This is a genomic window from Mesorhizobium sp. M1143, from assembly GCF_040318435.1.
Classification (GTDB): domain Bacteria; phylum Pseudomonadota; class Alphaproteobacteria; order Rhizobiales; family Rhizobiaceae; genus Mesorhizobium.
Genome location: NZ_JAMYMJ010000004.1, coordinates 18,509 through 45,160, shown reverse-complemented (window position 1 = coordinate 45,160; position 26,652 = coordinate 18,509). Strand labels below are relative to the sequence as shown.

The following is a 26,652-nucleotide window of genomic DNA, read 5'->3' as shown; positions in this document are numbered from 1 at the left end:
CTTCAATCCTTCGGCAGGTCGAGGAAATGCCCGACGGTGGTGACCGCGGCCGGCTGTGCCGTACTGCCGCTGGCCATTGCCACTGCACGATTGGCTTCGGACGATTTCACTTCCTCGGTGTTGTTGAGGAAATAGTCGACATTGCTGGCCGGCTGCGTGCCGTCGGTCGGCTCGAGCAGCTTCTTCGACGGATCGACCGGCTTGACCAGATAGGGGGTGACGATGATCACCAGATCGGTCTCGCGCCGCTGATAGGATTTGGAGGAGAACAGCGAGCCGAGCACCGGCAGCTTGCCGAGGCCGGGAAGACGCGACGTGGTGATGTCGTTCTGTGACTGCAGCAGGCCGGCGATCATGAAGCTCTGGCCGTTCTTCAGGTCGACCGATGTCCTGGCGCGGCGCACGATAAAGCCCGGCACCGAGATATTGCCGATATTATAGGAGGCCGAAGCATCGATCGAGGACACTTCCGGCGCGATGTCGAGGCTCACCAGCCCGTCCTTGAGAACCGTCGGCGTGAAGTCGAGGCTGACGCCGTATTTCTTGTAGCTGACGGAAATCTTGCCATTGTCCTCGGAGACCGGGATCGGGAACTCGCCGCCGGCGAGAAAGCTTGCCGTCTGGCCCGAACGGGCGATCAGGTTCGGCTCGGCCAGCCGCCGGGCGAGACCACGTTCCTCCAGGGCCTTGATGGCGACGTCGATCGACAGGCCATTGGACAGCAGCCGGCCGATGATCTCGCCATTGCCGGCTCCCGGCACCGAGCCCGGCTCGATGGTGACGTCCCGCCCGCCAATGCCGTAAGCAAAATTGGCGCTGTATTTGGCGCCGAGATCCTGTCCGGCCTGGCGATTGATCTCGACGAAGCGGACGTTGAGCTGAACCTGCTGCGAGGACGAGATGTTGACCGAATTGATCACTTCCTCATTGCCGGAGAAACGGCTGGCGATCTTGCTTGCCTTCTCGGCGGCGACGGCGTCATCGGCCTCGCCCGACAGCACGACGCGGCCATTGGCCGAGCCGACCTTGATCTTGGCGTCCGGCACGCTGGCGCGAATGGTGCTGGCCAGCTGGTCGGTGTCCAGCGTCACCTCGATGTCGACGGTGCCGACCAGCTGCTTGTTCTCGTCGAACAGCGCGATGCCGGTGGTGCCGAGATTGTTGCCCAGCACATAGAAGGATTTGTCGGTCAGCGGATTGACGTTGGCGATCTCCGGATCGCCGATGACGATCTGGTAGAAGGCGGCATTGGTCATGACCGTCTTCGGCTTGCCCTTGGCCACCTTGATCGACGCATTGGTTGTCGACGAGACATGGACGATATCGTTGTCGGCCTTGGCTGGCGCGCTGAGGCCGAGCATTGCGGCCGCGGCGAGGCAAGCCGCCACCGCGAGCGCCCGCATTGGGCGCAGTCCTTTCGCCATCTGAAATGCATGAAGTCCCGACATCTGTCCCGTCCCTCGCCCGGTCCCCACCGGCAGTTATTGCTGGTCCCGCGCAGGAACCTGGTATTCTTCGACCTGCGTGCCGCGCGTCACGATGATCGTCTTGAATTTCGGCTTCTCAGGCTCCTTGGTCGCGGCAGTGAACAGCGCGCCGGCAGCGGCCTGGACGCCGGAGGCGACCGATCCGCCGAAGGACGAGATGGTGGTGACGCCGTCCTTGGCGGCCCCTCCGTCTGCGGCCGAGCGGAGCGACAGCGACAAGGTGCCGACGGTGCGGGCAAGCGCCACTTTCTGCGCGCCTTCGGTCGTCACCTCGATGGTGACGGAATTGGCGATCTGCGGTGTGGTCTGGCGCTCGTCGGCGCCCTGCCCCACGGTCAGCACCTTGGCGTCGGAGACGACAATCTCGGAGGTAACGGTCGATCCGGCAGCGCCCTGCGCGTTCTTGGCCACTTCCTGGATTTCGCCCGCATCGCGTGTCAGCACCACGTCGACCCGGTCGCCCGGCATGACGAAGCCGCCGACACCGGCGATCTCGTCGGTGCGGATTGTCACCGCCCGCATGCCGGGCGTCATCATGTTTGATAGCGTCGCGCGGCCGTTCGGCCCCGACAATTTGCTGATCAGCACCGGCTCGTTGACCTCGATCGGCGACAATACCACGCGGCTGCCTTCGGCGAGCAATGCATTGACTGTGGTGAACGCGCCCTGCGGCACCGAATCCTCGGACCATGGGATTTCGCTGAGCTGCGCCCGGTCAAGCTCCATGCCGTAACGCAGCGGCGCGTTGGCCACCACTATGGTCTTGAAGACGACCTTGGGGACGGCGGGCGCCGGGATCGACGCCGTTTTCTCTTCGGCATCGGCCTTGGCCTGGCTTTTCACCCAGAAATCCGCGGCAAAGATTGAAATCGCGCCGAAGACGGCAGCGATGCCAATCATCGTTATGGCCTTGCCCCTCACAACCAACCCCTGACATTCGTGGTCTTTTGTTTTGTTGGAGCGACGCTAGGCCGCTTTGTTAAAGATTCAGGAATCGCGGCCGCTCCGCACGGACCTATTTCCGCCGGCTTGGTTATCGAAAGGTTTTAGGATAAGAAGGGTTTAATCCCCGAACGTAACAGGAACTTCCGTCGCTTGGCGCCGAAAAGCGTGGCAGTATCGACGGGTGATTCGCGGCACGGATTCTATGGTAGGCATGGACGACAACAACGATCTTTTCGGCAATCTGGAAAAGCAGCCCCAACCGGCTCGGACACCTTCGCGCCCGGCCGACCCGCTGGTGCAGGCCACGAAGCGTCCTGCCGCGACCAAGGACGGCAGCGAGGGCTATAGCGCCGCCGACATCGAGGTGCTGGAGGGGCTGGAGCCGGTGCGGCGCCGTCCCGGCATGTATATTGGCGGCACCGACGACAAGGCGATGCACCATCTGTTTGCCGAGGTCATCGATAATTCGATGGACGAGGCGGTCGCCGGCCATGCCACCTTCATCGATGTCGAGCTGTCGGCCGACGGGTTTCTGACCGTCACCGACAATGGCCGCGGCATTCCGGTCGATCCGCATCCGAAATTCAAGAAACCGGCGCTCGAAGTCATCATGACGACGCTGCATTCGGGCGGCAAGTTCGATAGCAAGGTCTATGAGACCTCCGGCGGTCTGCACGGTGTCGGCGTCTCGGTCGTCAATGCGCTGTCGGACCATCTCGAAGTCGAGGTCGCGCGCGGTCGCCAGCTTTACCGCCAAAGGTTCTCGCGCGGCGTTCCGGTGAGCGGGCTGGAGCAGCTCGGCGAAGTGCACAACCGGCGCGGCACCAAAATCCGCTTCCATCCCGACGAGCAGATTTTCGGCAAGGGCGCCGCCTTCGAGCCGGCGCGGCTCTATCGCATGACCCGCTCGAAAGCCTATCTGTTCGGCGGCGTCGAGATCCGCTGGAGCTGCGACCCATCGCTGATCAAGGAAAAGGACCAGACGCCGGCCAAGGCGGAGTTCCATTTCCCCGGCGGCTTGAAGGACTATCTCAAGGCATCGCTCGGCGATGATTTCCAGGTGACCCGCGAAATCTTCGCCGGCAAGAGCGAGAAGCAGGGCGGCCACGGTTCGCTGGAATGGGCGGTGACCTGGTTCGGCGGTGACGGCTTCGTCAACTCCTACTGCAACACAATCCCGACCGGCGAAGGCGGCACGCATGAGGCCGGCTTTCGCAATGTGCTGACGCGCGGGCTTCGGGCCTATGCCGACCTGGTCGGCAACAAGCGCGCCTCGATCGTCACCTCCGAAGACGTGATGATCTCGGCGGCAGGCATGCTGTCGGTGTTTATTCGCGAGCCGGAATTCGTCGGCCAGACCAAGGACAGGCTGGCAACGATCGAAGCCATTCGCATTGTCGAGACCGCCATCCGCGATCCCTTCGACCACTGGCTGGCCGACAATCCGCAGGAAGCCTCCAAGCTGCTGGAATGGGTGATTGCGCGCGCCGACGAGCGGGTGCGCCGGCGCCAGGAAAAGGAAGTGTCGCGCAAGAGCGCGGTGCGCAAGCTGCGCCTTCCCGGCAAGCTCGCCGACTGCACGCAGAATGCCGCCGCGGGCGCCGAACTGTTCATCGTCGAAGGCGACTCGGCCGGCGGCTCGGCCAAGCAGGCGCGCGACCGCGCCAGCCAGGCGGTGCTGCCGCTGCGCGGAAAAATCCTCAACGTCGCCAGCGCCGGCAACGACAAGCTCGCCGCCAACCAGCAGATTTCGGACCTGATTCAGGCGCTCGGTTGCGGCACGCGCTCGAAATACCGCGACGAGGATTTGCGCTACGACCGCGTGATCATCATGACCGACGCCGACGTCGACGGCGCTCACATAGCCTCGCTGCTGATCACCTTCTTCTACCAGGAAATGCCGAACCTGGTGAATGGCGGCCATCTCTATCTGGCGGTGCCGCCGCTCTATTCGATCCGGCAAGGCGGCAAGGTTGCCTATGCCAGGGACGATGCGCACAAGGACGAGCTGTTGCGCACCGAATTCACCGGCCGCGCCAAGGTCGAGATCGGCCGTTTCAAGGGCTTGGGCGAAATGATGGCCGCGCAGCTCAAGGAAACCACCATGGACCCGAGGAAGCGCACGCTGCTCCGGGTCGATGTGATCGACGCCGTGGCGGCGACCAAGGATGCTGTCGACGCGCTGATGGGCACCAAGCCGGAAGCCCGCTTCCGCTTCATCCAGGAACGCGCCGAATTCGCCGCGACGGAAGTGCTGGATATCTGAGCGCCGGCCGACTCTTCGTTTTGACGCAGTTCCGGGCGGAAAACCGTTTCAAACTTTTCCTGGAATTGCTCTAGCCTGCACTTCCGATACGGAGACCAGCTTGTGATCCGGGCGCGGCTGAAGAGCTACTTCGAAACCAGTTTGGCGGGCCTGACGCAGCCCACGCGCTCGGATTGGATTTTCGCCCTGCGCATGGTTTCGGCCGGTCTGATCGCGCTTCTCGCTGCTTACGCGTTGAAACTCGACCACCCGCAATGGGCGATGATGACGGTCTTCATCGTCGCCCAGCCGGTCGCCGGCATGGTGCTGGCGAAAGGTTTTTACCGGCTGCTCGGCACGCTGGCCGGTGGACTTGCGGCGATCGGCATCACCTCGGTTTTCGGCACCAATCCCTGGCTGCTGGTCACGGCGCTGTCCGTCTGGATTGGGCTGTGCACGCTGGTTTCGTCGCTGCTGCGCAATCCGGAAGCCTATGGCGCCGCACTTGCCGGCTATACCGCGATGATCATTGGGCTGCCGGCTTTCGGCCAGCCGCACGTGGTCGTCGATCTCGCTGTCGCGCGCTGCGCCGAGATCGTGCTCGGCATCGTCTGCGCCGGCCTGACCAGCCGGCTGATCCTGCCCAAGCTGGCCGCTGACGCCATCATCTCCAGGCTGAAGCGCAGCATCCTCGACCTTGCAACCTATGCAGGCGGCGCTTTTTCCGGTGGCGACCCGGCGACGCTGGCCGGCCTGCACCGCAAGCTGATCACCGACGCCCAGATGCTGGCCGAGATGCGCGCCTATGCCCGGCTCGAAGCACCGAGCTTCGCCACCCGCGCCCATCCGGTCCGCCTAACCATCGGTCAGCTTCTCTCGGCGCTGTCGGCGGCGCGCGCGCTGCATTCGCATGCCGCGCCGAAAAACGCAGCGCTCATTCCGGTACGCTCCGAACTGCAGTCGTTGGTCAGCGAGCTGGCAGCGACGCCCGAGGCGCTGGACGACACGTCGCCCTGGGTGACGCGGCTCGACGCGATTGCCGGCAAGGCCCGGCAAATGCCCGACGCCTCGACCGATCAGGGCGACGACAGGGTCGGCACCATAACCCGCCTCACCATCGCCGCCGATTTCGCCGAAGCCTTCAAGCAGGTGCTGCGCGGCCTCGACGCCCTGCGCGCACCGGTGACGGGCCCCAGCCGGAGCAACAGGCAGCCGCCTGCGCTGGTGGTGCACCGCGATTATCCCGGGGCTTCGCGCAATGCCATACGCGCCGGCCTTGCCACGTTGGCGGTCGCCGCCTTCTGGCTGACGACGAAATGGTCCGACGCGGCCGGCACTGTCATCCTCGTTGCCGTCGTCTCCAGTCTTTTCGCCTCGCGGCCTGACCCGGTGCGGGTGTCCTGGGGCTTCTTCAAGGGAACGCTGCTGGCTTTGCCCTTTGCCTTCCTTGTCGGCCAGGTCGCGCTGCCTGCTTTGCCCGGCTTCGGCTGGTTCACGCTGTTTGTCGTGCCGATCCTGGTACCGACGGCGCTGGGCATGGCCAATCCGCGCACCGTCGGCGTGGCGACGGCCTTTGCCATCAATTTCCTCGCCTTCCTCAGCCCGCATCAGGCGATGACCTATGCCCCAGGCCCGTTTTTCGCCGGCTCGGCGTCGGTGCTGGTCGGCATCCTGCTGGCGATCGGCGTCTTCATCGTGGTGCTGCCGGTGGATCCATGGCGCGCGGCCAACCGCATCGTGCGGGCCATGCGCGAGGATCTGGCGCGGCTGTGTCTGCACGAGCGGGTACCGCGGCGTTCGGCCTTCGAGAGTCTGGCCTATGACCGCATCAACCAGCTGATGCCGCTCTTGCAGAATGCCGGCAGGAAAGGCGATGCGATCCTGGGCGGCGGGGTCGCCGCCGTTACCGTCGGCCTCGAAATCCTGCGCCTGCGCGCCGCGCAGCAGAGCCCGTCCACTCCTACCGACACCGCGGTCTCGATCGCCAATTTCCTGCGCGGCCTCGCGCGTGAACTGCTCTTTCGCGCAACCGGCGATCCACAGACAGCAACCATCACTGTGGCCCGGCAATATGCAGCAGGCCTCTCAGAGCGCAGCAGCAGTGCGGATATGCTGCAAATCGCAGCCTCGCTGCGCATCATCGCCGCCGCGATCGAAGACTTTCCGGATTTTTTTGCGAGGGATCGCGGCTAGGGCGTCAGGCCGCGGCTATCGCCAGCGCATGCCCGCGCGCGTTTTCCCGCAGCGCGTCGAGGTGGATCGACTTGACCAGGCCGGCGAGATCGCCCTCGGTGGCCGGACCGCCGAGCTCCTTCAGCATCAGCCAGCTGACCTCCTGCACGCCGGCGAGGCGCTTGCCGTTGGCGACTTCGCGCCAGATTTTGAGCGCGCGCAGGATGATGCCATGGGTGGAAGCGGCAAGGCCGGCGCCGCGGAATAGCGCCTGCAACGCAACGTCCTGGCCGCCTGCGAGCAAGGCCCGCACCCGCTGCTCCGACTGCTGGCTGAGCGCAACCAGGGCCGAGCCGAAAAAGTCGACCTTGCCGTGGGCAATGGCACGGATGATGAAACTTGCGGTCAGGTCGCCGCGCAGGCGCAGATGTTCGATAAGTGCCGCATGTTCCTCCGCGCGCGTGCCTTCGACCAGCCGCACCGAAGCCTTGACGCAAGCATCGCGCGTGACGCGCTCGGCTCTGGCCGCCCCCATCAGCGCCATCACCAGCGGCGAAGCCTTCAGCGTTTCGCCGAGCTTGACCAGTAGCATGTGCCGGCAGTCGGCCGGCAGCCGCACATCCGTGACCATTGCCTCGCGCAAATGAGCGATATGGCCATGCCGCTCGGCGATGCGGCGGAAGGAGAGCGAGGCTATGTCGGCGCCGTCATTGGCGAGCAGCGCCGCACACGCTTCCGGTTCGCCGATCTCGGCGATCGCCGCGGCAACCGCCATCGAAACGACCGGCCGGTCGGCGATCAGTTTTTGCGTCGCCTTGTGCCCGGCCGCGACGCGGTCGATCAGGTCGGCGTCCGTCAGCAGCGGGGAGCGCGCCAGCACCAGGGCTGCCACTTCCGGCTGATCGGAGGCAAGCGCGCTGATGATCTGCAGCGGCGCGTGATGGCTCATCGACAGCGCTTCGGCCATAGCCAGCCGCACCTTCGACGAGGCGTCGTCGAGCAGCAGCGTCAGCGCCGCTTCGGCCGCGCAACGGTCTTCGAAAGGCAGGTCGGAATTGACGTAGGCGCGGGCCAGCGCGCTCGCCGCCGCGGCGCGCTCCGAAACTCTCGCGGTGTAGATCCATTTGAGAAAATGCGAGACAACCATACTGCCTGCTACGCCCCTTGCCGGAAAGCTTCCGGCCCCAGGAATGACCCTAGGCAGAAATGGTTTACGAACGGTTCACCATGTTTATTAACTGGCTTGCGGGCGGCATGGGCAGCGCCTATCAACCGTCAGGCAGCGGAGGAGAAAAACGATGCCCGGGCTTTATCTCGAAGAGTTCGTCGTCGGACATGTCTTTCGGCACACGCTGCGCAAGACCGTCACCGAAAGCGATAACATGCTGTTCTCGGTGATGACGCTGAACCCGCAGCCGCTGCACATCGACTTCGACTTCGCCGCCAAGAGCGAATGGGGCAGACCGCTGGTCAATTCGCTGTTCACGCTCGGCCTGATGATTGGCATTTCCGTCAATGACATCACCGTCGGCACCACAATTGCCAATCTCGGCATGAAGGAGACGGTGTTTCCGCACCCGGTCTTCCACGGCGACACCATCCGTGTCGAAACGACGGTGCTCTCAGTCAGGGACTCGAAATCGAAGCCGGACCGCGGCATCGTCGAGTTCGAGCATCACGCCTACAATCAGAACGATGTGCTCGTTGCCAAATGCACGCGCCAGGCGATGATGATGAAAAAGGCGGCGTGATGCGCTCGCTGCTGTTTGTGCCCGGGGATTCCAAAAAGAAACTGGAGAAGGGTTTTGGCGCCGGCGCCGACGTGGTCATCGTCGATCTCGAGGATTCGGTGGCGCCACAAAACAAGGCGACGGCACGCGACATCGCGGCACGCTTTATCGCCGGCAACCGGCAGCAGACAAGCTCCGCCATCTATATCAGAGTCAACGACCTATCGACCGGGTTGACCGACGATGATCTGGCCGCCCTGGTTCCGGTCAAACCCGACGGCATCATGCTGCCGAAGTCGAACAGCGGCCAGGATGTCCAGCAGCTATCCGTAAAGCTCCGCGTACATGAGGCCGAAAACGGATTGCCGGATGGCGCGATCAAGATCCTGCCGATCATTACCGAGACCGCTGCTGGGTTGCTGGCCGCCGCGACCTATGCCGGGGCAAGCGCCAGGCTTGCCGGCCTCACCTGGGGTGCCGAAGATCTGTCGGCGGCGATCGGCGCGCAGGCTGCGCGCGACGACAACGGCCGCTACACCGATGTCTTCCGCCTTGCCCGCACCATGACCATCCTTGCCGCCGGCGCAGCTGAAGTCGCGGCGATCGACACGGTTTTCCCCGCCTTTCGCGACATGGCCGCCTTCGAAGCCGAATGCACGGAGGCCGAGCGTGACGGCTTTACCGGCAAGATGGCGATCCATCCGGCGCAAGTGCCGGTCATCAACGCCGCCTTCACGCCATCGGCGGAGGCAGTGCAACGCTCGCAGGCCATCGTCGCGGCCTTCGAGGCGGCCGGAAATCCCGGCGTGGTCGGCATTGACGGCAAGATGTATGACCGGCCGCATCTCAGGCTCGCCGAACGGCTTCTGGCTCGCGCCAAGGCAGTCGGGGTTTAGTCCCGCGCCAGCACGATGACCCGGTCCTCAGGCAGGTAGGCCAGCGCTTGCGACTTCAACGGGTTGACGGTGACGCCGCCCAGAGCCCGCTCATCACTCTGCGCAGCGCGAACGCGCCTATGTCCGATGGCGATCTCGCCGCGCAGCCGCGCGGATTCCGCGATCGTCCAGAACGTCACCGGCTGATCGATGGCGACATAGTGGCCGACCGGACGCATGTAGATTTCGGAGCCCTCCTCGTCGAGCAGGTCATCGAAGATCGCGGCGAGATTCTGGTTCTCCGATGCCTGCGCCAGCATCAGGCTGACCAGCCGGTTGCTGACGACGAAGTCATCGGCCTTGGTCACCGCCGCCAACTCGCGGTTGCGCACGTCGATCATTTCGCTGACAATCGAGATATGCGTGCCGGCATCGTCTGCGATTTTGCGCAAATGCAGCAGCGTCACCAGCGTGCGCGTATCGGCGGGCTGCGCTGCTATGGTCTCGCTGTAGCCGAGGACGAGCACGTGGTCGTAGGAAGGCACGTCCAGGCTTGCCAGTGCTGTGCTGCTCGACGTGTCGGTGATCCGGCAGGAAACCGACAGATTGTCGCCGACGACCGGCAGCCCGGCAACTTCCTGTTCGAGGCCTGGCGTATCGGCGGCGATGGTCAGGATCGAACCAGGCGCGACATAGCGCGACAGTTCATAGGTTATGATCGGACCGCGCCGGTTCCAGCCAAGGATCAGCGTGCGCTCCGGCTTCGCCTCGATGGGCTGATGGCGAAGAATCGCCGCGGCATCGATCTTGGCTCCGGCGCTTCCCAGCTTGATGGCGGCATCGTCCTCGGCAATGATGATGGCGCGCATGTCCTTGCCGATTACCAGCTCCGGTGGCGGGTTGAGGTTGACGCGCCCCTGCTGGTCGCAGAGCCCGATCAGCGTGCAATGCTCATACGCCATCACTGCCTCGCCGAAGGTCTTGCCGGTGAGGTCAGGCTGCTCGGTCGTGTAGATTTCGCAGCCGTCGAAATCGAGCAGCTCCGAATAGACGCCGCTGAGACCCGACTGCCGGCTCGAATGCACGACGATGCGCGAGATCAGCTGGTCGGCCAGGACAAGCTGCACCTCCGCCCCGCCGACGACGCGGGCGACCTCGGCGTTCTTTCCGTCGCGGATCTCGGCGGCGATGTTATAGGGCGCCGTGCGCCGGTTCGGGTCGTTGGCCAGCGCCAGCACCGTCTTGATCACCTGCGAATCCGGATCGTCGCCGTCCGGCGACAGCACGATGATCGAACGCGAGGTCTGCGGGTTGACGATGGCCAGATCATATAGGTCAGTTGGGTCGCCGCTGCGGCAGATGATGCGTGTATTGCCCAGTCTGTCGACTTTGGCGGCGATCTCGTCCTCCATCGCCACCTTGTCCATATTGGCCATGACGACAATGCGCGGATGGCGGCGGCTGGCATTGGCAATGACGAGTTCGGAGATGACGTCGAAGATCGACGGCGACCAGTTGAGGATGATGGTGTGGTCGCTCTCCAGCACCCGCGAACGGCCCTTGCGCAATTCATCGAGCTTGCTGTCGACGCCGGCGCTGAGCACGCCGATGAGGGCCGACACGACGAAGATGCCGGCAAGCGTGACAAACAGCATGACGAGACGGAAGGCCCAGCCGGTGTCGCCGCCCATCGTGCCGGAATCGAGCGTGCGCATCAGCGATTCCCAGAATGCTTCGAAGAAGTTCAGTGGTTCGCCGCCCTCCGGCGCGATGCGGGTCACCGCAAGAAAAGCCGCGGCGGCGATGATGATCAGCAGCGAAGCGACGGCGAGCCAGCCGATCAGCGCGATCGGCCCGGCCGCCATGCTCTTGTCAAACCCATAGCGCAGCCGGGTTCGCAGCGAGTCTCGTTTCTTCATGTCGCCGGCGACCCCCAAAAAAATCCCCATGGTCGATGCGCCAACCCCCAACGCATCGCCGAAGCCGCTGTCTTAGCCTGTGTTTAAATAAAGGGGAATCGCTTTCGGGTGTCAGCCGTTCCACGGCCCCGCATAATCGGCATAGAGCTTTGCCGGATCGGGCCGCGGCCGTTCCGGCGCCGGTCCCTGATAGCAGCCGATATGGACGAAGCCGACAACACGTTCCTGTGGCGCCACTCCCAGCAGCGCCCTGCCCTCCGCCACGTCGGAATACCAGTTGCTGATCATGTTGGTGCCGTAGCCCAGCGCATTGGCTGCGATCATCAGGTTCATCGCCGCCATGCCGCCGGACAGGAACATTTCCCATTGCGGGATTTTTGGATTGTCCTTCGGGCTCGAGACCACGCCGATCACCAGCGGCGCACGCGAAAACCGAGCCAGTTCCTGGTTGCGGCGGTTTTCCGGCAGCGGTCCTTCGCGCTGTTCGGCGAGCGCCGCCAGCTTCCTGCCGATCTCGACGCGCGCCTCGCCGCGATAAAGGATGAAGCGCCACGGCTCCAGCCGGCCGTGATCGGGCACCCGGCTTGCAGCCGCGATCATGGTCGCGATATCGCCATCGCTGGGCGCCGGTTCCTTCAATTCAGGAATCGGTGCGGAGTTTCGGGTCAGCAGGAAGTCGATGATCGGCGACGCCATGGGGGCCAGGTCTCCTAAAGCACTCGATTTTGAGCTGAAGCGCGCCATTGCGGATCGGGGCGGCTCGGGCATTGGCGCGGGCGCGCCGACGAAAGAACCTGTTGCCAAGGCGGTCGGACTCTTAAGCCTTGAAATTGCCACCGCCTTGGGCTTCAACGCAAGGCATGTTTGAGGGGACATCGCGCCTTTTCCTGATTTGGCTCGCCGTAGCGCTGTTTGCGCCGGCCTCGATGGCCATGGCGCAGAATGCCGACGGCATCGGCAATCTGAAACTCCCCGATATTTCGAGCTATGCACCGCCCAAGGGCGAGACGCCGCTGGCACTCGGTGGCGGCGGTGCCATAACGCTGTCGGCGCAGTTGACCGACAAGGGCGCCGACATCACGCGCGGCATCGTCTGGCGCGTCTTCAAGCCCGAGGCCGCCGGCGACGGCAAGCTGCCGATGGTGGCTTCCGCGCATGGCGGCAGCGCCGTGTTCCAGCTCGAACCCGGCAGCTATCTGGTCCACGCCTCATACGGACGCGCCGGCGCCACCAAGCGCATCACCGTCGGCAAGGACGCCAGGCGCGAAAGCCTGGTGCTCGATGCCGGCGGCCTCAAGCTCGACGCGGTGCTGTCGGGCGGCGTGCGTATTCCGCCGAAAAAACTGCGCTTCTCCATTTATGAGGGCACCGCCGAGGCCAATGGCGACCGCGCTTTGATCATTCCCGATGTCGAGCCGAACAGCGTCGTCCGGCTCAACGCCGGTGTCTACCATGTCGTCTCCACCTATGGCGCGGTCAATGCCGTCATTCGCTCCGACATCCGCGTCGAGGCCGGCAAGCTGACCGAAGCCACCGTCGAGCATCGCGCGGCGGAGGAGACCATGAAGCTGGTGCGCGAGACCGGCGGCGAGGCCATCGCTGATACATCCTGGTCGCTGCTCAACGAATCCGGCGATCCGATCAAGGAGGCCGTCGGCGCCTTCGCCTCGATGGTCTTGGCCGAGGGCCAATACACCATCATCGCCAAGAACCGCGACCGCATCTACCAGAAGGATTTCACCGTCGTTGCCGGACAGAACCAGGAGATCGAGGTCCTGGCCACCGAAGCCTCGGCCATCGATCCCGAGGAAGGCGCCGACTGACCGGCGCGCCCATTGGCCTCGGTTTGGCTCTCAGTTGAAGTGGTAGTTCAGGGCTACGTCAGGCGGCCTTGCGCAGGCGGCGCTGCAGGAAGTGGACGCGGCTGCGCGGTGCGTCGGGCGCCAGATCGAAGACGCCGCGATGAAGGCGATCAAGCAAGGTCTTGCGGTCGCGCAGCGGCTCCAGCTCATCCCAGCGCAGTACGTTGCCGACGCGAACGTCGATCGCTTTGCCGGACAGCCGCGCGAATTCGCGGATGAGCATTGAAAGGCGCAACGTCAGCGACGCCTTGCCGACGAATTTCGCCAGCCTTCCTTCGCGCTCCCCCATGTTCATCGGGCCGCTGACCAGATGGAACAGCCGGCCGTTCTGCCCGGAAAAATGCATCGGCACCACCGACGCCTTGGCGTCCTGCACGAGGCGCGCCGGAAACATCTTCCACGGCAGGTCGCGCGCCCGGCCAAAGCCTCTCGGCGCGGTGGCGACGCCGCCGGCCGGAAATACCACTATGGTGACGCCCTCTTTCAACAGCCGCACTGCCTCGTGGCGCACCGCCATGTTGTTCTTCACCGCGTCCTTGGTCTCGGAAAAGTCGATCGGCAGCGAGTACGGTTCCATTTCGCGGACCTTCAGCAGATCCTTGTGGATCATGACGCGGAACGGACGCCCGAGCTGCTCGACCAGCGACAGCACTGCAATGCCGTCGCCAATGCCGAACGGGTGGTTGGCTACGATCACCAGCGGTGTGTCCGGCAGCTTTGCCGGCGGCCACTGATCGGTGCTGCGGACCTTGACGTCGATCAGCTGCAGCATGCGGCTGAACACCCGCTCGCCGGTCGGCGCCACCTGGCGGCGCCAGAAATCATAGAGCGCGGCATACCGGTCGCGCCCCGACAGACCTTCAATGGAATGGATGAACCAGCGCGTCAGCGCCGGCTGGCTCGCATTGGCGTAGGAGAGTTCGGGAAACGGCCTTTCCCGTATCTTCAGCTTGAGCATGGGGGCTCGTTACAAGGTTGGCGTGACAGGCATGTGAAAATGGCGGTGGATCGCTCCACCGCCATTTCTCCGAAATATTGATTGCTCAGGCCGCGCTGCGCCTGCGGTCGGGCGAAACAGCCTCGTCGGAAAGCAGCTTCAGCGCGTCGGCCAGCTTGAGCGATTCCTGATCGCGCGAGCCGAGCCGGCGGATGTTGACCGTCTCCTCTTCCGCCTCGCGCTTGCCGCATACGAGGATCACAGGAACCTTGGCCAGCGAATGCTCACGCACCTTGTAGTTGATCTTCTCGTTGCGCAGATCCGGTTCGGCCAAAAGTCCTGCCGCCTTCAACTGTGCGACGACCTTTCGCGCATAGTCGTCAGCATCCGAGGTGATCGTCGCCACAACCACCTGCAGCGGCGCGAACCACAGCGGGAAATGACCGGAATAATGCTCGATCAGGATGCCGAGAAAGCGTTCCATCGAACCGCAGATGGCGCGATGCACCATCACCGGCTGCTTCTTTTCCGAATCCGAACCGATGTAGAAGGCGCCAAAGCGTTCCGGCAGATTGAAGTCGACCTGCGTGGTGCCGCACTGCCATTCGCGGCCGATGGCGTCCTTCAGCACATATTCGAATTTCGGCCCGTAGAAAGCGCCCTCGCCCGGATTGATCGAGGTCTTGATGCGGTTTCCCGAGCGCGTCCTGATTGTATCCAGCACGTTGCCCATGATCGCCTCGGCATGATCCCAGGCCTCGTCGGTGCCGACGCGCTTATCCGGCCGCGTCGACAGCTTCACGCTGACATCGTCGAAGCCGAAATCGGCGTACGTCGACAGGATTAGATCGTTGATGCGCAGGCATTCCGCGGCCAGCTGCTCCTCGGTGCAGAAGATGTGCGCATCGTCCTGCGTGAAGCCGCGCACGCGCATCAGCCCGTGCAAGGCGCCGGACGGTTCGTAACGATGCACATTGCCGAATTCCGCAAGCTTTACGGGAAGATCGCGATAGGATTTCAACCCATGCTTGAATATCTGCACGTGGCCCGGACAATTCATCGGCTTTAGCGCGAACACGCGGTCGTCGTCGGTGTCGTCGCCGGCCACCGTCACCTTGAACATGGCATCGCGATACCAGCCCCAGTGGCCCGACGTCTCCCACAGGCTCTTGTCGAGAACCTGCGGTGCGTTGACCTCCTGGTAGCCTTGCTCGTCGAGGCGGCGGCGCATGTAGTTGACCAGATTCTGGAACATCTTCCAGCCCTTGGCGTGCCAGAAGACGACGCCCGGCCCCTCTTCCTGGAAATGGAACAGGTCCATCTCGCGGCCGAGCTTGCGGTGGTCGCGCTTCTCGGCCTCTTCCAGCATCGTCTGGTAGGCATCGAGTTCAGCCTGCTCGGCCCATGCCGTGCCGTAGATGCGGGTCAGCATCGGGTTGTTCGAATCGCCGCGCCAATAGGCGCCGGCCACCTTCATCAGCTTGAAGGCGTTGCCGATCTGGCCGGTCGAGGCCATGTGCGGGCCGCGGCAGAGGTCGAACCATTCGCCCTGGGAATAGATCTTGAGATCCTGGTCTTCGGGAATGGTGTCGATCAGCTCGAGCTTGTAGCGCTCGCCCTTCTCGGCAAAGACCTTTTTCGCCTTGTCGCGCGACCAGACTTCCTTGGTGAACGGCTTGTTGCGCGCAATGATCTCGCGCATCTTCTTTTCGATCACCGGGAAATCGTCAGGCGTGAACGGCTCGTTGCGGGCGAAGTCGTAATAGAATCCGTTCTCGATTACCGGCCCGATGGTCACTTGCGTTCCCGGCCACAGTTCCTGCACTGCCTCCGCCAGCACGTGTGCTGCATCATGACGGATGAGCTCCAGCGCGCGCGGATCGGTGCGGGTGATGATCTCGACCTTGCCGGACTTGCCAAGCGGGTCGGAAAGATCGCGAACGGTGCCGTCGATGGCATAGGCGACGGCTTTCTTGGCCAGCGACTTCGAGATCGATTCGGCGAGGCCTGCACCGGTCATCGCCGCGTCATAGTCGCGAACGGAGCCATCGGGAAATGTCAGGGAAACGGAATTCAGCATTTGTATCTCCTATCCAGTCCCGCAAACGAGCGCGGGTGGTCGTGGTGTGAAGCCGGAGGCATCCGGCAGCGGGCGGGTTTTAGAGGCCACGCGGCATCAGGTAAAGAGCCGTCGTTGGCGCAGCTGTCAGGAAATGGCGCGACAGATGTCGCAGGCCAGTCGCACAGGCTTGCGAATTTCCCCGACACGAGGTTGGAATCCCCGGCATGGAAGACGCAAAACCCAGCCGAACCGCCTTGGGCGTCGCGCGCATGCGGGCCCTCCACCAGTTCTCGCAGCAGGCGGCGCTGTTTCGCGACCCATATGCGAGTGCGATACTGGGCGATGCCGCACCGACGGTGCAGGAGCTCGAGCAGGAAGATGAGCGCAGCCGGCGCATGCGCCTGTTCGTGGCAGCGCGCGCTCGCCTCGCCGAGGACTGGCTGGCTGCGGCGGTGCGCCGGGGCGTCCAGCAAGTGGTGGTGCTCGGCGCCGGCCTCGACACTTTCTCGCTGCGCAATCCGTACCCTGATGTCGCGGTGTTCGAAGTCGATCACCCGGCGACACAGGCCTGGAAACGGAAATGCATCGCCGATGCTGGTCTTGCCGAACCGCGGGCCACCATGTTCGTGCCGGTCAACTTCGAACGCCAGCGCCCCGCGGATGAACTGGCATCGGCCGGTTTGCGGCAGACCGAGCCCAGTTTCTTCATCTGGCTGGGTGTCGTTCCGTATCTGAGCCAGGACGCAATCTTCAGCACCCTGTCCTGGATTGCCGGCATGCCCGGTTCGGAGGTCGTCTTCGACTACAGCGAGCCGGCCGAGAACCGCGATGCGGCTGGACAGGCTGCCCTCTCTTTCCATGCGGCGCGCGTCGCCGCTGCCGGAGAGCCCTGGATCAGCTTCTTCGTGCCCGCGGCACTGGCGCAATCGCTGCGCGAGCTCGGCTTCGATGAGATCGAAGATCTGGAAAGCAGCGACATCGCCGGCCGCTTCTCCAGGACGCCAAAGGCGGAGACAAGGAATTCCGGCGGCCACATCCTTCGTGCCCGCCGGAGCACTTGAAGCTAAAGCAAGTTCACTTCACCAGTTGCGGCAACTCCCTCAGTAACGCCGCGCGTGTCGCCGGGCCTTTCGGCATGTCGATCGGCTTGGTGTCGACGACCAGCCGGGCGAAGACGATCGGGCGGCCGCCCTTTTCGGCCCAGCCGACGAACCAGCCCAGCGCGCGCTTGTCCTTGCTGTTTCCCAGCCTGGTGCTGCCGGTCTTGCCCCGCACCGTCCAGCCGCCGGCCTGGAAAGTCGGCAGGATGGCTCGGGTCATCTCATGCGCCTTGGCAGAAACCGGCATCTTGCCGGCGAGCAGCTGGCGCAGGAAGGCTGTCTGTTCGACCGGCGATATCTCAAGCGAGGAATTTATCCAGGATTGCGTGAGCCCGTTGTCCTTGTCGGCATCGCCCGAGACATCCATGTTGCCGTAGCCGAATTTCGAGACGTAGCCGGCAAAGCTTTTTGCGCCGAGCCGGCGCACGATCTCGCGCGAATACCATACGATCGAGTCGCGCTCCCAGATCGTCGGGTCGACGGCTTTGTGGTCGCGGCTCACGGCCCTGAATTCAGGCTTGTAGTCCCAGGTCGGCGTATGCGCATCGCTCAGGATACCGCTGTCGTAGCCGATCAGCGCCAGCGGCACCTTGAAGGTCGACGCCGGGCTGACGCGTTGGTCGCAGACGCCGCTTTGATAGAGCGTCTCGCCGCTCGCCGCGTCCTGGATAAGCGTGCAGGCGACATCGCCAAGCGGAGCCGATTGCGCCCGCATCGGAAATCCCAGAAACCAGGCCAGCAGGAAGAGGACCGCGGCAATGATGAAGGGATGGGTTTCGATCCGACGCATGTGGGCTCTCCTGGGAATGAACAGGAGGCGCTTAGCCAAGTGTCTTGGCTCGATTTTGACTCAAATGCGCAGTCTTTGTGCAGCCCGTTGTTAACCTTACCGGATTGTAAAGAAATGCCGCGCTGGCGATCTGGATCAGGGACCAGCGCGCCCGCCGTCAGGCCTCGCCGCGCTTCCTGCCGATCTGCCAATAACGCCATGGCATGAACCAGACATAGCGCTGATCGAGTACCTCCGGCACGCGATCGATGCCATGCGAACCGAAAGGGCCGCAGCGCAGCACGCGGAACAGCCCCATGAAGCCGCCGGCCCACAGACCATGGCGGGCGATCGCCTCATGCGCGTATTCGGAACAGGTCGGCAGATGCCGGCAGGAATTGCCGACAAATCCGGACAGCGTCAGTTGATAGAGGCGCACCAGCGACGTGCCGAAAATGCGGCCGGGTGTTTTGCGCCACGGACCGGGCCAGTTGCGCCCGCGCCGGGTCCGTCCGGCGGCATGCACATGCCGATGCTGGTCGCCCACCGCAGTCTCTTTCCGAACGCGACCCGAAACCGGCTTCCGGGTCAGCTTGCGTTTCCAAACCGATAGATGTGAGCTTCGGCCGGCAAACGCAATCCTCTTCACTCACTCGCCTCTTTGTCGGCTTCAGGGTCGCGAGCGGCGAAAGGGATGCCGCTCCGCTGGAGCCGCCCAGCGGGTGGCCGGCCTTTGCTCGGTGCGCTGCACATGATGCTGCCTGTCGCCACGCCATTGAAACGTCGCGATCCGCATCACATCGCCAAAGATTTCCAGAAACTGGATCATGTCCGTGTCTCCTCTAAGAGCGGATTAGACGCCCGCTGGCCTTCGCCTTCAAACGAGTATAATTTCCGGTTCGGATAACTTCGGGTTATGCGAATTGAAGCGCGGACGGTTGCCCCTGACGGCGTTGCGAAGTTTCGAGGCAGCCGGCCGGCAATTGAGCTTTAGCCGGGCCGCCGAGGAGCTGTTCGTCTCGCAGGCCGCCATCAGTCGGCAGATCCGCGAACTCGAGCAGTTCCTGCGCCAGCCCTTGTTCCACCGCCATCACCGCCGCGTCGAGTTGACCGAGGCCGGCCAGCGCCTGCTCGATCAGTTGGTCAGGAGTTTCGATGACATCGACAGGCTGGTTTCGGACCTGGTGGCTGCCCCGGCGCAGTCGGTGGTCCGCGTCAGTGTCGAGCCGTCGCTGGCCTCGGTATGGCTGTTGCCGCGGCTCAACCGCTTCAGCCAGTTGCGGCCCGATATCGACGTTTCCCTCGAAGTCGACCCAAGGCCGATCGAGTTCCGCAGCGATCAGCCCGAACTCGCCTTGCGCTTCAGCGCGCGCGCCACCTCATGGCCGCGCAGCGAGGCCGAATGGCTAGCCTCGACCGTCGATTCACCGGTCCTGTCGCCCACCTTGCTGGCATCGGGCCCTGCCCTCGAAAAGCCGCTCGACCTTGCCCGCTACACGCTGTTGCACGAGGAGAATCGTCAAGGCTGGGCGCGCTGGTTCGAGGCAGCCGGCGTCGCCGCCGACGCCATTCCGGCGCGCGGCCCTATGCTGGCGGATGTGTCGCTGTCGAAGCAGGCCGCCCTGCTCGGCCACGGCGTGGCACTGGGCGACCTGTTGCAGATCGGCGAGGAGATTGCATCCGGCGCGCTGATCAAGCCGTTCGACATTGATGTCGCATCCGGCGCCTACTGGCTGGTCGCCAAGAGTTTGAAGGACCTGCCGGAACCGGTCAAGGCGTTTGCCGACTGGGTGAGAAGCGAATTTGCCGAAAGCAGACGGGCGCAGACACTGCAGACCTAAGCCGGCGTAATCTTAGCGTCCGGCTTCTATTTCTGCTGCGGGGTGGATGACATGTCTCGGGCGTCGAAATTGACAGTGATCTCGCGCCAAGCCTGGTAGCTGTCGACATAAGCGGCAAGGCCAGTGAAGGGCGCACAACGGGCAATTGCCCGAGCTGCGCTTTGATTGAACATCTTGCCCTGTGGCTCTGTCGCGGGGTTGAGTACCTTTGGCGGTCCCGCCAGCGAACCATCCCGGTTCAGGCTGATTTGGACGCGCGTGATCGTGATCACTGATCCGTCGCCGACTGTGATATTCCAGCAGCCAGCCAGCTTGTCAAAGAGATAGGTGGCGGCCTTCTGCTGCGAAGCGCTTTCTTCTCCGGCAGCATAGCCACTCGTCACCAGCGAAACCGCAACGCCCAAAGCCACCATCAACCAATGCAAGCACTTCCTCCGTCATGGCCTGCGCGAAGTCTGCGCTATGTCACACCGCTTCTTCCGCGCGCTTCTTCTCGATCTGGCCTATGGCATCGACGACCGCATCGAAGGTCAGCATGGTCGAGGCATGACGCGCCTTGTAGTCGCGCACCGGCTCCAGATATTTCAAATCGGCAAAGCGGCCTTGCGGCGGCGCGCCGTTTTCCTTCAGCATCTTCAGCATGGTCTCGCGCACCGCGCGCAATTCGTCGGCGCTAGCGCCGATGACATGTTGAGCCATGATCGAGGACGAGGCCTGGCCGAGCGCGCAGGCCTTCACGTCATGGGCGAAATCGGTGACGACGCCATTGTTCATCTTGAGGTCAACGGTCACAGTCGAGCCGCACAGTTTGGAATGCGCCTTGGCGCTCGCATCCGGATGATCGAGGCGGCCGATGCGCGCGATATTTCCGGCAAAACCCAGAATTTTCGCATTGTAGACGTCGTCAATCATATTTTTCCAATCCGCGTCGCCGCCAAGCGAACAGCGATTGCCGCTGTAGCGTCTTTCATTCGCTGCGCACGACCATATATAATGCTGGCAGTCGGGTATCGACAAGGCAACGCAAAGCCATCGTCCTTGCCCATTTCGTTCACGCCGCTTGCGGGCTGGAAACAGGGCGAGTTTTCAGCACTCGAAAGGTTGTGGTCCGTTCAACTCGTTCCTCCTGAGAGAGGAACTACGGGAGACGCCTTTATGGATGCCGTCATCAAGAAAATAATGCCCCCTTCCGACTATCTGGACAAGCCGGTCACCGACAGGCCGAGCGAAGCCGAGGTCGAGGCCGCCGTGCGCACGCTGTTGCGCTGGACCGGCGACAATCCGGACCGCGAGGGCCTGATCGACACGCCCAAGCGCGTCACCAAGGCCTTTCTCGAAATGTTCAACGGCTATGACATGTGCCCGGCCGAAGAACTCGGCCGCACCTTCGAGGAAGTCGCCGGCTATGACGATCTCGTCATCGTCAGGGACATCCAGTTCCACTCGCATTGCGAGCACCACATGGTGCCGATCATCGGCAAGGCGCATGTCGGCTACCTCCCGGATGGCAAGGTCGTCGGCCTGTCCAAGATCGCGCGCGTCGTCGATATCTTCGCCCATCGCCTGCAGACTCAGGAGGCCATGACCGCACAGATCGCCGGCGTCATCCAGGACGTGCTCAATCCGCGCGGTGTCGCCGTCATGATCGAGGCCGAGCATATGTGCATGGCCATGCGCGGCATCCGCAAGCAGGGCTCCACCACGCTGACCTCGACCTTCACCGGCGTGTTCAAGGACACGCCCGAGGAACAGGTCCGTTTCGTCACCATGGTGCGCGGCCTCGGGGCGTAAGCCCCTCGCCGGCATCGCTAGATCAAGGACCGGCGATGTCGGCACTAACATTTCCCAAGGCTCCATCAGACAAGAAGGCTCTCGAAGAAGGCGCGGTGTTTTCCCCGCGCTTCGATGCTGCCGGGCTGGTCACCGTCGTCGTCACCGACGCCGCTGACGGTATGCTGCTGATGGTCGCGCATATGAATGCCGAGGCGCTGGCGCTGACGCTCGAAACCGGCATCGCGCACTACTGGTCGCGCTCGCGCAGCACGCTGTGGAAGAAGGGCGAAACATCAGGCAATTTTCAGACCGTCGTCGAGATGCTCACGGATTGTGACCAGGACGCCATATGGTTGCGCGTCAAAGTGTTGGGCCACGACGCAACTTGTCACACCGGCCGGCGTTCATGTTTTTATCGGACGGTGGGGCTAATCGGCGGCAAGGCAACGCTTGCCGGCGATGGCAGCACGCCGCTGTTCGATGCGGAAAAAACGTATCGGAAGCCCGCGTGAACCATTCAACAGTCGCAAACCACTCATATTCACTATTCTCAAACGTCCTTCCTGTAGAACGGACGCGGGACAAGGGAGATCATGATGCTCGAGTGGGCGTCATTGCGTAGCAGACCGGACGTGCGGGAGGCCAATGGCCCCTCATCGTCCGGCGGCGTGCCTGACCCGCAACCCGCGGGCAAGACAGGCATTTCGCTCGCGCTGGGCGGCGGCTGCGCACGCGGCTGGGCGCACATTGGCGTGCTGCGCGCGCTCGACGAAGCCGGCATCGAAGTCTCGATGATCGCCGGCACCTCGATCGGCGCGCTGGTTGGCGGCTGCTATCTGGCCGGCAAGCTGGACGAACTCGAGGAGTTCGCCCGCAGCCTGACCAAGCGGCGCATCTTCGGCCTGCTCGATCTCAATCTGCGCGGCAGCGGCCTGTTCGGCGGCATGAAACTGGACGTCAGGCTGCGCGAGCACATGGCAGGCATCCGCTTCGAGGATCTGACGAAACCCTTCGTCGCCGTTGGCGCCGAAATTCGCACCGGCCATGAGATCTGGCTGTCCAGCGGTTCGCTGATCACCGCGATGCGGGCTTCCTATGCGCTGCCCGGCGTGTTCGAACCGGTGAATTGCAACGGCCGCATCCTGGTCGACGGCGCGCTGGTCAACCCCGTTCCGGTCTCGGTCTGCCGCGCCTACGAGCAGCCGCTGGTCGTCGCGGTCAACCTTCACTACGATCTGTTCGGCCGCGCCGCCGTCATCAAGCACAGCGCCGGGGAACTGCTCATCGAGAAGGACGCGCCCCGTCCAGGCCAGGCCGACCCGAACCACCAGCCGCACCAGAGCCGTCTCGGCATCACCGGCGTCATGGTCGAAGCCTTCAACATCATCCAGGACCGGATTTCACGCGCAAGGCTGGCGGGCGATCCGCCCGACATGTCGCTCCAACCGAAACTCAGCCATATCGGCTTGACCGAATTCCACCGCGCGGATGAGGCGATCAGCGTCGGTTACCAGGCGACGATGGCGCAGATCAGCGAGTTGAAGCGGCTGCAGACGGTTCTCGCTTAAACCAATTCGGCAATGTCAGGCTTTGGCCGCATCGGTGATGCGGAACTGCACCGTGCGGTTCCCGTTCCAATAATTCCCCGACAGCGAGCCGGCTACATGGATCGTGTTGCCCCTGTTCTTGAACAGGAATTCGCCCAGCGCGGTATCGACGGATCGAAAGGCGATGCCCTGGATGCGGCCGCCGCTTTCCGACTGCAGATCAGCCCGGATGTGGTTGGTGCCGACGGCCCGCGCGTCGGCCAGCCGATGGCGCGGCAGCGCGAACACCGGCGCGACATGGCCGGCGCCGAAAGGCCCGGCCTTTTCCAGTGCATCGAGCAAAGCAATCGTCGCGCCCTCGGCGGCGAGCGCGCCGTCGACGGCCAGACTTTCTTCGTCCTGCAGCCGGAACACTTCGGCCGCCGCGCGCTCCTCGAAGAAAGCACGGAGTTCGCCGAGCTTGGCGCGTTCCACCGTGATGCCGGCGGCCATGCCGTGGCCGCCGCCCTTGACGATCAGCCCGGCATCGGCGGCTGCGCGCACCAGCCGTCCGAGATCGAAGCCCGACACCGAACGGCCAGAGCCGGTGCCGATGCCATTGGCGTTGAAGGCGATGGCGAAGGCCGGCCGCCGCGCATGGTCCTTCAGCCGCGAGGCGATCAAGCCGACAATGCCGGGATGCCAATTGGTGCTGGCGGTGACGATGATGGCCGGCCCATTGCCGCCGGCAAGTTCGGCGTCAGCCTCGGCGCGCGCCGCTGCCAGCATCTCCAGCTCCATCTGCTGGCGTTCCTGGTTGAGCCGGTCGAGTGTCTCGGCAATGGTCCCGGCCTCAACCGGATCGTCGGTGGCGAGCAGCCGGCTGCCAAGTGCTGCATCGCCGATGCGGCCGCCGGCATTGATGCGCGGCCCAATCAGATAGGCGAGATGAAAGGTGCTTATCGGCTCACCGATGCGGGACACCCGCGCCAGTGCGGCGAGCCCCTCATTCTTCTGCTGCCGCGCCATCTGTAGTCCCTTGACGACGAAAGCGCGGTTCACGCCGATGAGCGGCACCACATCGCAAACCGTGGCCAGCGCCGCCAGGTCGAGCAACGACAACAGGTCCGGCTGCGCGGCATCGGGCAATCGGCTGCGCAGGACCCTCGCCGTCTGCACCAGAGTGAGGAAGACGACACCGGCGGCGCACAGATGGCCTTGCCCGGAAAGGTCGTCCTCGCGATTGGGATTGACGACCGCGGTCGCCTCCGGCAGCGGGCCGCCGACCTGATGGTGGTCGAGCACCACCACATCGGCGCCTGCGGCCTTGGCGGCATCGATAGAGACAGCGCTGTTGGTGCCGCAATCGACGGTGACGATCAGCGTCGCGCCGCGCGAGACCAGTTCGCGCATAGCCTCCGGATTGGGGCCGTAGCCCTCGAAGATGCGGTCGGGAATGTAGATCTCCGAAGGCACCGAGAAATGCGCCAGGAAGCGCTTGAGCAACGCCGAAGAGGCGGCGCCGTCGACATCGTAGTCGCCGAAGATTGCCACCTTCTCCTTGGCCATGACCGCTTCGGCGATGCGGGTCGCAGCCTTGCCCATGTCGGTCAGCGAAGCCGGATCCGGCAACAGATTGCGAATCGTCGGATCGAGGAAGCGCTCGGCCTGGTCGGCGGTGACGCCGCGCCCGGCGAGCACGCGAGCCACAATGTCGGGCACGCCGTGGCCCTGCGCTATGGCCAGCGCAGTCATGTCCTGCCGCTCGCTCAACCGGTGTTCCCAGGAAACACCGGTCGCCGACTGCCTGACATCGAGGAAGAGGCGTTTGTCGCCCGTCATAGGAGGCGTAGTCTACAGATTGTCATTTCCGGCAATATGCGACGGCTAAACAGGAAAGTCTCAACTTTTCCACCTCTTGGTGACGCGCGTTGATCTCGCGGCTCACGCCTCCGCCAGAGCCCGATCATGACTGGTGGGTTCGACCTGAAATCTCAATCCGGCTCCGAATCAAAGAGATAGAGCATTATGGCGTCCGAACCACCTTTCAGCAGGAATATCAATCGGTTAAGGAGAAAAATGACTTGGCCTAACCAGCGCGCTCAATGCGGATAACCTGCGGCTTGTCTGTGAGGTGGCCGTCCTTGGTGATGCCGTCGACAGCCTTGCGCACCGCTGCTTCCGTCGTCTCGTGGGTGACCAGGATCACCGTCTTTTGCGCGTCGGTCTCACCGCTGACGGCATGCTGGACGATCGATTCCAGCGAAATGTCGTTGTCGGCCATGCGCTTGGCGATCGCGGCGAAGACGCCGATGCGGTCGTGCACGGTCAGCCGGATGAAATAGCCGCCGGCATGGCTGCGCATCTGCGCCTTCTTGTAGGGGCGCAGTTCCTTGGCCGGCAGGCCGAACACCGGACCGTGCTGGAAGCCCGGCCGGCTCTTTGCGATGTCGGCGATATCGCCGACCACGGCGGACGCGGTGGCGTTGCCGCCGGCGCCCGGGCCGGAGAGCAGCAGTTCGCCCAAAATGTCGGTTTCGATGGCCACCGCATTGGTAACGCCATGCACCTGTGCGATCACCGACGCGGTCGGCACCATGGTCGGGTGCACGCGCTGCTCGATGCCGCTGTCGGTGCGCTGCGCGACACCGAGCAATTTTATCCGGTAGCCAAGGTCGCCCGCAGCGCGGATGTCGGCCTGGCTGATGTTGGAAATGCCTTCCATGTAGATGTCATTGGCCGCGATCCTGGTGCCGAAGGCCAGGCTGGTCAGGATCGACAATTTGTGCGCCGTATCATGGCCCTCGATATCGAAGGTCGGGTCGGCCTCTGCATAACCCAGCCGTTGCGCGTCCTTCAGGCACTCGTCGAAGGAGATGCCCTCGGCCTCCATGCGGGTCAGGATGTAGTTGCAGGTGCCGTTGAGGATGCCGAAGACGCGGGTGACCGAATTGCCGGCCATCGCCTCGCGCATCGTCTTGATGACCGGGATGCCGCCGGCAACTGCCGCCTCGTAGTTGAGCAGCACGCCCTTCTTCTCGGCGATTTCGGCAAGCGCCACGCCGTGCTTGGCCAACAGCGCCTTGTTGGCGGTGACGACATGACGTCCGGCTTCTAGTGCTGCCTTGACCGACGCGCGCGCTGCCCCTTCGTCGCCGCCGATCAGTTCGACGAAGACGTCGATATCGGCGGCCTGCGCCATCTTGATCGGATCGTCGAACCATTTGGCGGCGCTGAGGTCGACGCCACGGTCGCGCTTGGGATCGCGCGCGGAAACGGTCGTGACGATGACATCGCGTCCGCACTGGCGCGTCAGCTCCGCTGCCTTGTCGCGCAGCACGCGCGCCACCGAGGCGCCAACCGTACCCAGACCCGCAATTCCAACACGCAACGCTTCAGCCATGCCCGG

General features: G+C 63.7%; 25 protein-coding genes. 11 read left to right on the top strand and 14 right to left on the bottom strand.

What is annotated here, in order from left to right:
* Nucleotides 1-2: 2 nt before the first annotated feature.
* Both NKH35_RS04760 and cpaB read right to left on the bottom strand, forming a co-directional pair.
* A complete protein-coding gene (locus NKH35_RS04760) occupies nt 3-1,403 on the bottom strand; it encodes a type II and III secretion system protein family protein (protein WP_352913548.1) in 1,401 nt (466 codons plus the stop codon).
* 78 nt (nt 1,404-1,481) lie between these two features.
* The gene (cpaB, locus tag NKH35_RS04755; protein WP_023688289.1) at nt 1,482-2,387 is read right to left on the bottom strand and encodes a Flp pilus assembly protein CpaB; all 906 of its coding nucleotides are present in this window, start codon (nt 2,385-2,387) and stop codon (nt 1,482-1,484) included.
* A gap of 256 nt (nt 2,388-2,643) precedes the next feature.
* On the opposite strand from cpaB, the gene parE reads away from it, so the two are divergent.
* Both parE and NKH35_RS04745 read left to right on the top strand, forming a co-directional pair.
* Nucleotides 2,644-4,698: a DNA topoisomerase IV subunit B gene (gene parE, locus NKH35_RS04750; protein ID WP_023691142.1), complete on the top strand. Its 2,055-nt coding sequence runs from the start codon at nt 2,644-2,646 to the stop codon at nt 4,696-4,698.
* Nucleotides 4,699-4,800: 102 nt separating this feature from the next.
* Nucleotides 4,801-6,870, top strand: coding sequence for an FUSC family protein (locus NKH35_RS04745; protein ID WP_352913545.1), 2,070 nt, complete (start codon nt 4,801-4,803; stop codon nt 6,868-6,870).
* A 4-nt stretch (nt 6,871-6,874) separates the two neighbouring features.
* Here the strand turns inward: NKH35_RS04745 and NKH35_RS04740 are convergent, their stop codons facing one another.
* Entirely contained in the window at nt 6,875-7,996 is a 1,122-nt protein-coding gene (locus NKH35_RS04740; protein ID WP_023701210.1) for a DUF2336 domain-containing protein, read from the bottom strand.
* Nucleotides 7,997-8,087: 91 nt separating this feature from the next.
* Between NKH35_RS04740 and NKH35_RS04735 the strand changes: the two genes are divergently transcribed.
* Both NKH35_RS04735 and NKH35_RS04730 read left to right on the top strand, forming a co-directional pair.
* Nucleotides 8,088-8,600 carry a MaoC family dehydratase gene (locus NKH35_RS04735; RefSeq protein WP_460221626.1) on the top strand — a complete coding sequence of 171 codons (513 nt, stop codon included), beginning with the start codon at nt 8,088-8,090 and terminating at the stop codon, nt 8,598-8,600.
* Nucleotides 8,600-9,475, top strand: coding sequence for an HpcH/HpaI aldolase/citrate lyase family protein (locus NKH35_RS04730; RefSeq protein WP_023734472.1), 876 nt, complete (start codon nt 8,600-8,602; stop codon nt 9,473-9,475). The genes NKH35_RS04735 and NKH35_RS04730 overlap by 1 nt, the downstream gene beginning before the upstream one ends.
* Here NKH35_RS04730 and NKH35_RS04725 read toward each other — a convergent pair.
* A complete protein-coding gene (locus NKH35_RS04725; RefSeq protein ID WP_352913543.1) occupies nt 9,472-11,373 on the bottom strand; it encodes a CASTOR/POLLUX-related putative ion channel in 1,902 nt (633 codons plus the stop codon). The genes NKH35_RS04730 and NKH35_RS04725 overlap by 4 nt on opposite strands.
* Before the next feature lie 111 nt (nt 11,374-11,484).
* Entirely contained in the window at nt 11,485-12,069 is a 585-nt protein-coding gene (locus NKH35_RS04720) for a nitroreductase family protein (protein ID WP_023723386.1), read from the bottom strand.
* Here NKH35_RS04720 and NKH35_RS04715 point away from each other — a divergent pair.
* Both NKH35_RS04715 and NKH35_RS04710 read left to right on the top strand, forming a co-directional pair.
* Complete coding sequence (locus NKH35_RS04715; RefSeq protein WP_155923774.1) at nt 12,053-12,241, top strand: hypothetical protein; 189 nt, start codon at nt 12,053-12,055, stop codon at nt 12,239-12,241. The genes NKH35_RS04720 and NKH35_RS04715 overlap by 17 nt on opposite strands.
* On the top strand, nt 12,234-13,196 hold the full coding sequence (locus tag NKH35_RS04710; RefSeq protein WP_023695450.1) for an RgsD C-terminal domain-containing protein: 963 nt from the start codon (nt 12,234-12,236) through the stop codon (nt 13,194-13,196). The genes NKH35_RS04715 and NKH35_RS04710 overlap by 8 nt, the downstream gene beginning before the upstream one ends.
* 58 nt (nt 13,197-13,254) lie before the next feature.
* Here the strand turns inward: NKH35_RS04710 and NKH35_RS04705 are convergent, their stop codons facing one another.
* Together NKH35_RS04705 and thrS are read right to left on the bottom strand one after the other, a co-directional pair.
* Complete coding sequence (locus NKH35_RS04705; RefSeq protein WP_023688280.1) at nt 13,255-14,193, bottom strand: lysophospholipid acyltransferase family protein; 939 nt, start codon at nt 14,191-14,193, stop codon at nt 13,255-13,257.
* Between the two features lie 85 nt (nt 14,194-14,278).
* Entirely contained in the window at nt 14,279-16,252 is a 1,974-nt protein-coding gene (gene thrS / locus NKH35_RS04700) for a threonine--tRNA ligase (protein ID WP_023688279.1), read from the bottom strand.
* A gap of 206 nt (nt 16,253-16,458) precedes the next feature.
* Here thrS and NKH35_RS04695 point away from each other — a divergent pair, with 206 nt between their 5' ends.
* Entirely contained in the window at nt 16,459-17,295 is an 837-nt protein-coding gene (locus tag NKH35_RS04695) for an SAM-dependent methyltransferase (protein ID WP_023734475.1), read from the top strand.
* Between the two features lie 13 nt (nt 17,296-17,308).
* On the opposite strand, the gene blaOXA is transcribed toward NKH35_RS04695, so the two are convergent.
* The 3 genes from blaOXA to NKH35_RS04680 all read right to left on the bottom strand — a co-directional run bounded on the left by blaOXA (nt 17,309) and on the right by NKH35_RS04680 (nt 18,932).
* Nucleotides 17,309-18,124 (bottom strand): class D beta-lactamase, encoded by an 816-nt coding sequence (blaOXA, locus tag NKH35_RS04690; protein WP_023688277.1) that lies wholly within the window; start codon nt 18,122-18,124, stop codon nt 17,309-17,311.
* 157 nt (nt 18,125-18,281) lie between these two features.
* The gene (gene yidD / locus NKH35_RS04685) at nt 18,282-18,650 is read right to left on the bottom strand and encodes a membrane protein insertion efficiency factor YidD (RefSeq protein ID WP_023667617.1); all 369 of its coding nucleotides are present in this window, start codon (nt 18,648-18,650) and stop codon (nt 18,282-18,284) included.
* A 123-nt stretch (nt 18,651-18,773) separates the two neighbouring features.
* On the bottom strand, nt 18,774-18,932 hold the full coding sequence (locus tag NKH35_RS04680) for a hypothetical protein (RefSeq protein ID WP_023667618.1): 159 nt from the start codon (nt 18,930-18,932) through the stop codon (nt 18,774-18,776).
* 94 nt (nt 18,933-19,026) lie between these two features.
* On the opposite strand from NKH35_RS04680, the gene NKH35_RS04675 reads away from it, so the two are divergent.
* Nucleotides 19,027-19,944 (top strand): LysR substrate-binding domain-containing protein, encoded by a 918-nt coding sequence (locus tag NKH35_RS04675; protein ID WP_023688276.1) that lies wholly within the window; start codon nt 19,027-19,029, stop codon nt 19,942-19,944.
* A gap of 26 nt (nt 19,945-19,970) precedes the next feature.
* Here the strand turns inward: NKH35_RS04675 and tolA are convergent, their stop codons facing one another.
* The gene (gene tolA, locus NKH35_RS04670) at nt 19,971-20,369 is read right to left on the bottom strand and encodes a cell envelope integrity protein TolA (RefSeq protein WP_155923776.1); all 399 of its coding nucleotides are present in this window, start codon (nt 20,367-20,369) and stop codon (nt 19,971-19,973) included.
* A 40-nt stretch (nt 20,370-20,409) separates the two neighbouring features.
* Complete coding sequence (locus tag NKH35_RS04665; RefSeq protein WP_023688274.1) at nt 20,410-20,856, bottom strand: iron-sulfur cluster assembly scaffold protein; 447 nt, start codon at nt 20,854-20,856, stop codon at nt 20,410-20,412.
* A gap of 243 nt (nt 20,857-21,099) precedes the next feature.
* Between NKH35_RS04665 and folE the strand changes: the two genes are divergently transcribed.
* From folE to NKH35_RS04650, 3 genes are all read left to right on the top strand, one after another.
* On the top strand, nt 21,100-21,735 hold the full coding sequence (gene folE / locus NKH35_RS04660; protein ID WP_023667622.1) for a GTP cyclohydrolase I FolE: 636 nt from the start codon (nt 21,100-21,102) through the stop codon (nt 21,733-21,735).
* Between the two features lie 35 nt (nt 21,736-21,770).
* A complete protein-coding gene (gene hisI / locus NKH35_RS04655; RefSeq protein ID WP_023688273.1) occupies nt 21,771-22,229 on the top strand; it encodes a phosphoribosyl-AMP cyclohydrolase in 459 nt (152 codons plus the stop codon).
* Between the two features lie 84 nt (nt 22,230-22,313).
* Nucleotides 22,314-23,285, top strand: coding sequence for a patatin family protein (locus NKH35_RS04650; protein WP_023688272.1), 972 nt, complete (start codon nt 22,314-22,316; stop codon nt 23,283-23,285).
* Between the two features lie 15 nt (nt 23,286-23,300).
* Here the strand turns inward: NKH35_RS04650 and recJ are convergent, their stop codons facing one another.
* On the bottom strand, nt 23,301-25,085 hold the full coding sequence (recJ, locus tag NKH35_RS04645) for a single-stranded-DNA-specific exonuclease RecJ (protein WP_023734478.1): 1,785 nt from the start codon (nt 25,083-25,085) through the stop codon (nt 23,301-23,303).
* Nucleotides 25,086-25,332: 247 nt separating this feature from the next.
* Complete coding sequence (locus tag NKH35_RS04640; RefSeq protein WP_023753343.1) at nt 25,333-26,646, bottom strand: homoserine dehydrogenase; 1,314 nt, start codon at nt 26,644-26,646, stop codon at nt 25,333-25,335.
* Nucleotides 26,647-26,652: the final 6 nt, after the last annotated feature.

Bases quoted from the DNA above. Each gene is read 5' to 3' on its own strand.
- blaOXA (WP_023688277.1), bottom strand. From the start codon at position 18,124: ATGCGTCGGATCGAAACCCATCCCTTCATCATTGCCGCGGTCCTCTTC.
- NKH35_RS04725 (WP_352913543.1), bottom strand. From the start codon at position 11,373: ATGAAGAAACGAGACTCGCTGCGAACCCGGCTGCGCTATGGGTTTGAC.
- NKH35_RS04695 (WP_023734475.1), top strand. From the start codon at position 16,459: ATGGAAGACGCAAAACCCAGCCGAACCGCCTTGGGCGTCGCGCGCATG.
- NKH35_RS04760 (WP_352913548.1), bottom strand. From the start codon at position 1,403: ATGCGGGCGCTCGCGGTGGCGGCTTGCCTCGCCGCGGCCGCAATGCTC.
- hisI (WP_023688273.1), top strand. From the start codon at position 21,771: ATGTCGGCACTAACATTTCCCAAGGCTCCATCAGACAAGAAGGCTCTC.
- NKH35_RS04705 (WP_023688280.1), bottom strand. From the start codon at position 14,193: ATGCTCAAGCTGAAGATACGGGAAAGGCCGTTTCCCGAACTCTCCTAC.
- NKH35_RS04730 (WP_023734472.1), top strand. From the start codon at position 8,600: ATGCGCTCGCTGCTGTTTGTGCCCGGGGATTCCAAAAAGAAACTGGAG.
- NKH35_RS04665 (WP_023688274.1), bottom strand. From the start codon at position 20,856: ATGATTGACGACGTCTACAATGCGAAAATTCTGGGTTTTGCCGGAAAT.
- parE (WP_023691142.1), top strand. From the start codon at position 2,644: ATGGACGACAACAACGATCTTTTCGGCAATCTGGAAAAGCAGCCCCAA.
- cpaB (WP_023688289.1), bottom strand. From the start codon at position 2,387: ATGATTGGCATCGCTGCCGTCTTCGGCGCGATTTCAATCTTTGCCGCG.
- NKH35_RS04720 (WP_023723386.1), bottom strand. From the start codon at position 12,069: ATGGCGTCGCCGATCATCGACTTCCTGCTGACCCGAAACTCCGCACCG.
- NKH35_RS04715 (WP_155923774.1), top strand. From the start codon at position 12,053: ATGATCGGCGACGCCATGGGGGCCAGGTCTCCTAAAGCACTCGATTTT.
- NKH35_RS04640 (WP_023753343.1), bottom strand. From the start codon at position 26,646: ATGGCTGAAGCGTTGCGTGTTGGAATTGCGGGTCTGGGTACGGTTGGC.
- NKH35_RS04680 (WP_023667618.1), bottom strand. From the start codon at position 18,932: ATGATCCAGTTTCTGGAAATCTTTGGCGATGTGATGCGGATCGCGACG.
- NKH35_RS04650 (WP_023688272.1), top strand. From the start codon at position 22,314: ATGCTCGAGTGGGCGTCATTGCGTAGCAGACCGGACGTGCGGGAGGCC.
- recJ (WP_023734478.1), bottom strand. From the start codon at position 25,085: ATGACGGGCGACAAACGCCTCTTCCTCGATGTCAGGCAGTCGGCGACC.
- NKH35_RS04740 (WP_023701210.1), bottom strand. From the start codon at position 7,996: ATGGTTGTCTCGCATTTTCTCAAATGGATCTACACCGCGAGAGTTTCG.
- NKH35_RS04710 (WP_023695450.1), top strand. From the start codon at position 12,234: ATGTTTGAGGGGACATCGCGCCTTTTCCTGATTTGGCTCGCCGTAGCG.
- folE (WP_023667622.1), top strand. From the start codon at position 21,100: ATGGATGCCGTCATCAAGAAAATAATGCCCCCTTCCGACTATCTGGAC.
- thrS (WP_023688279.1), bottom strand. From the start codon at position 16,252: ATGCTGAATTCCGTTTCCCTGACATTTCCCGATGGCTCCGTTCGCGAC.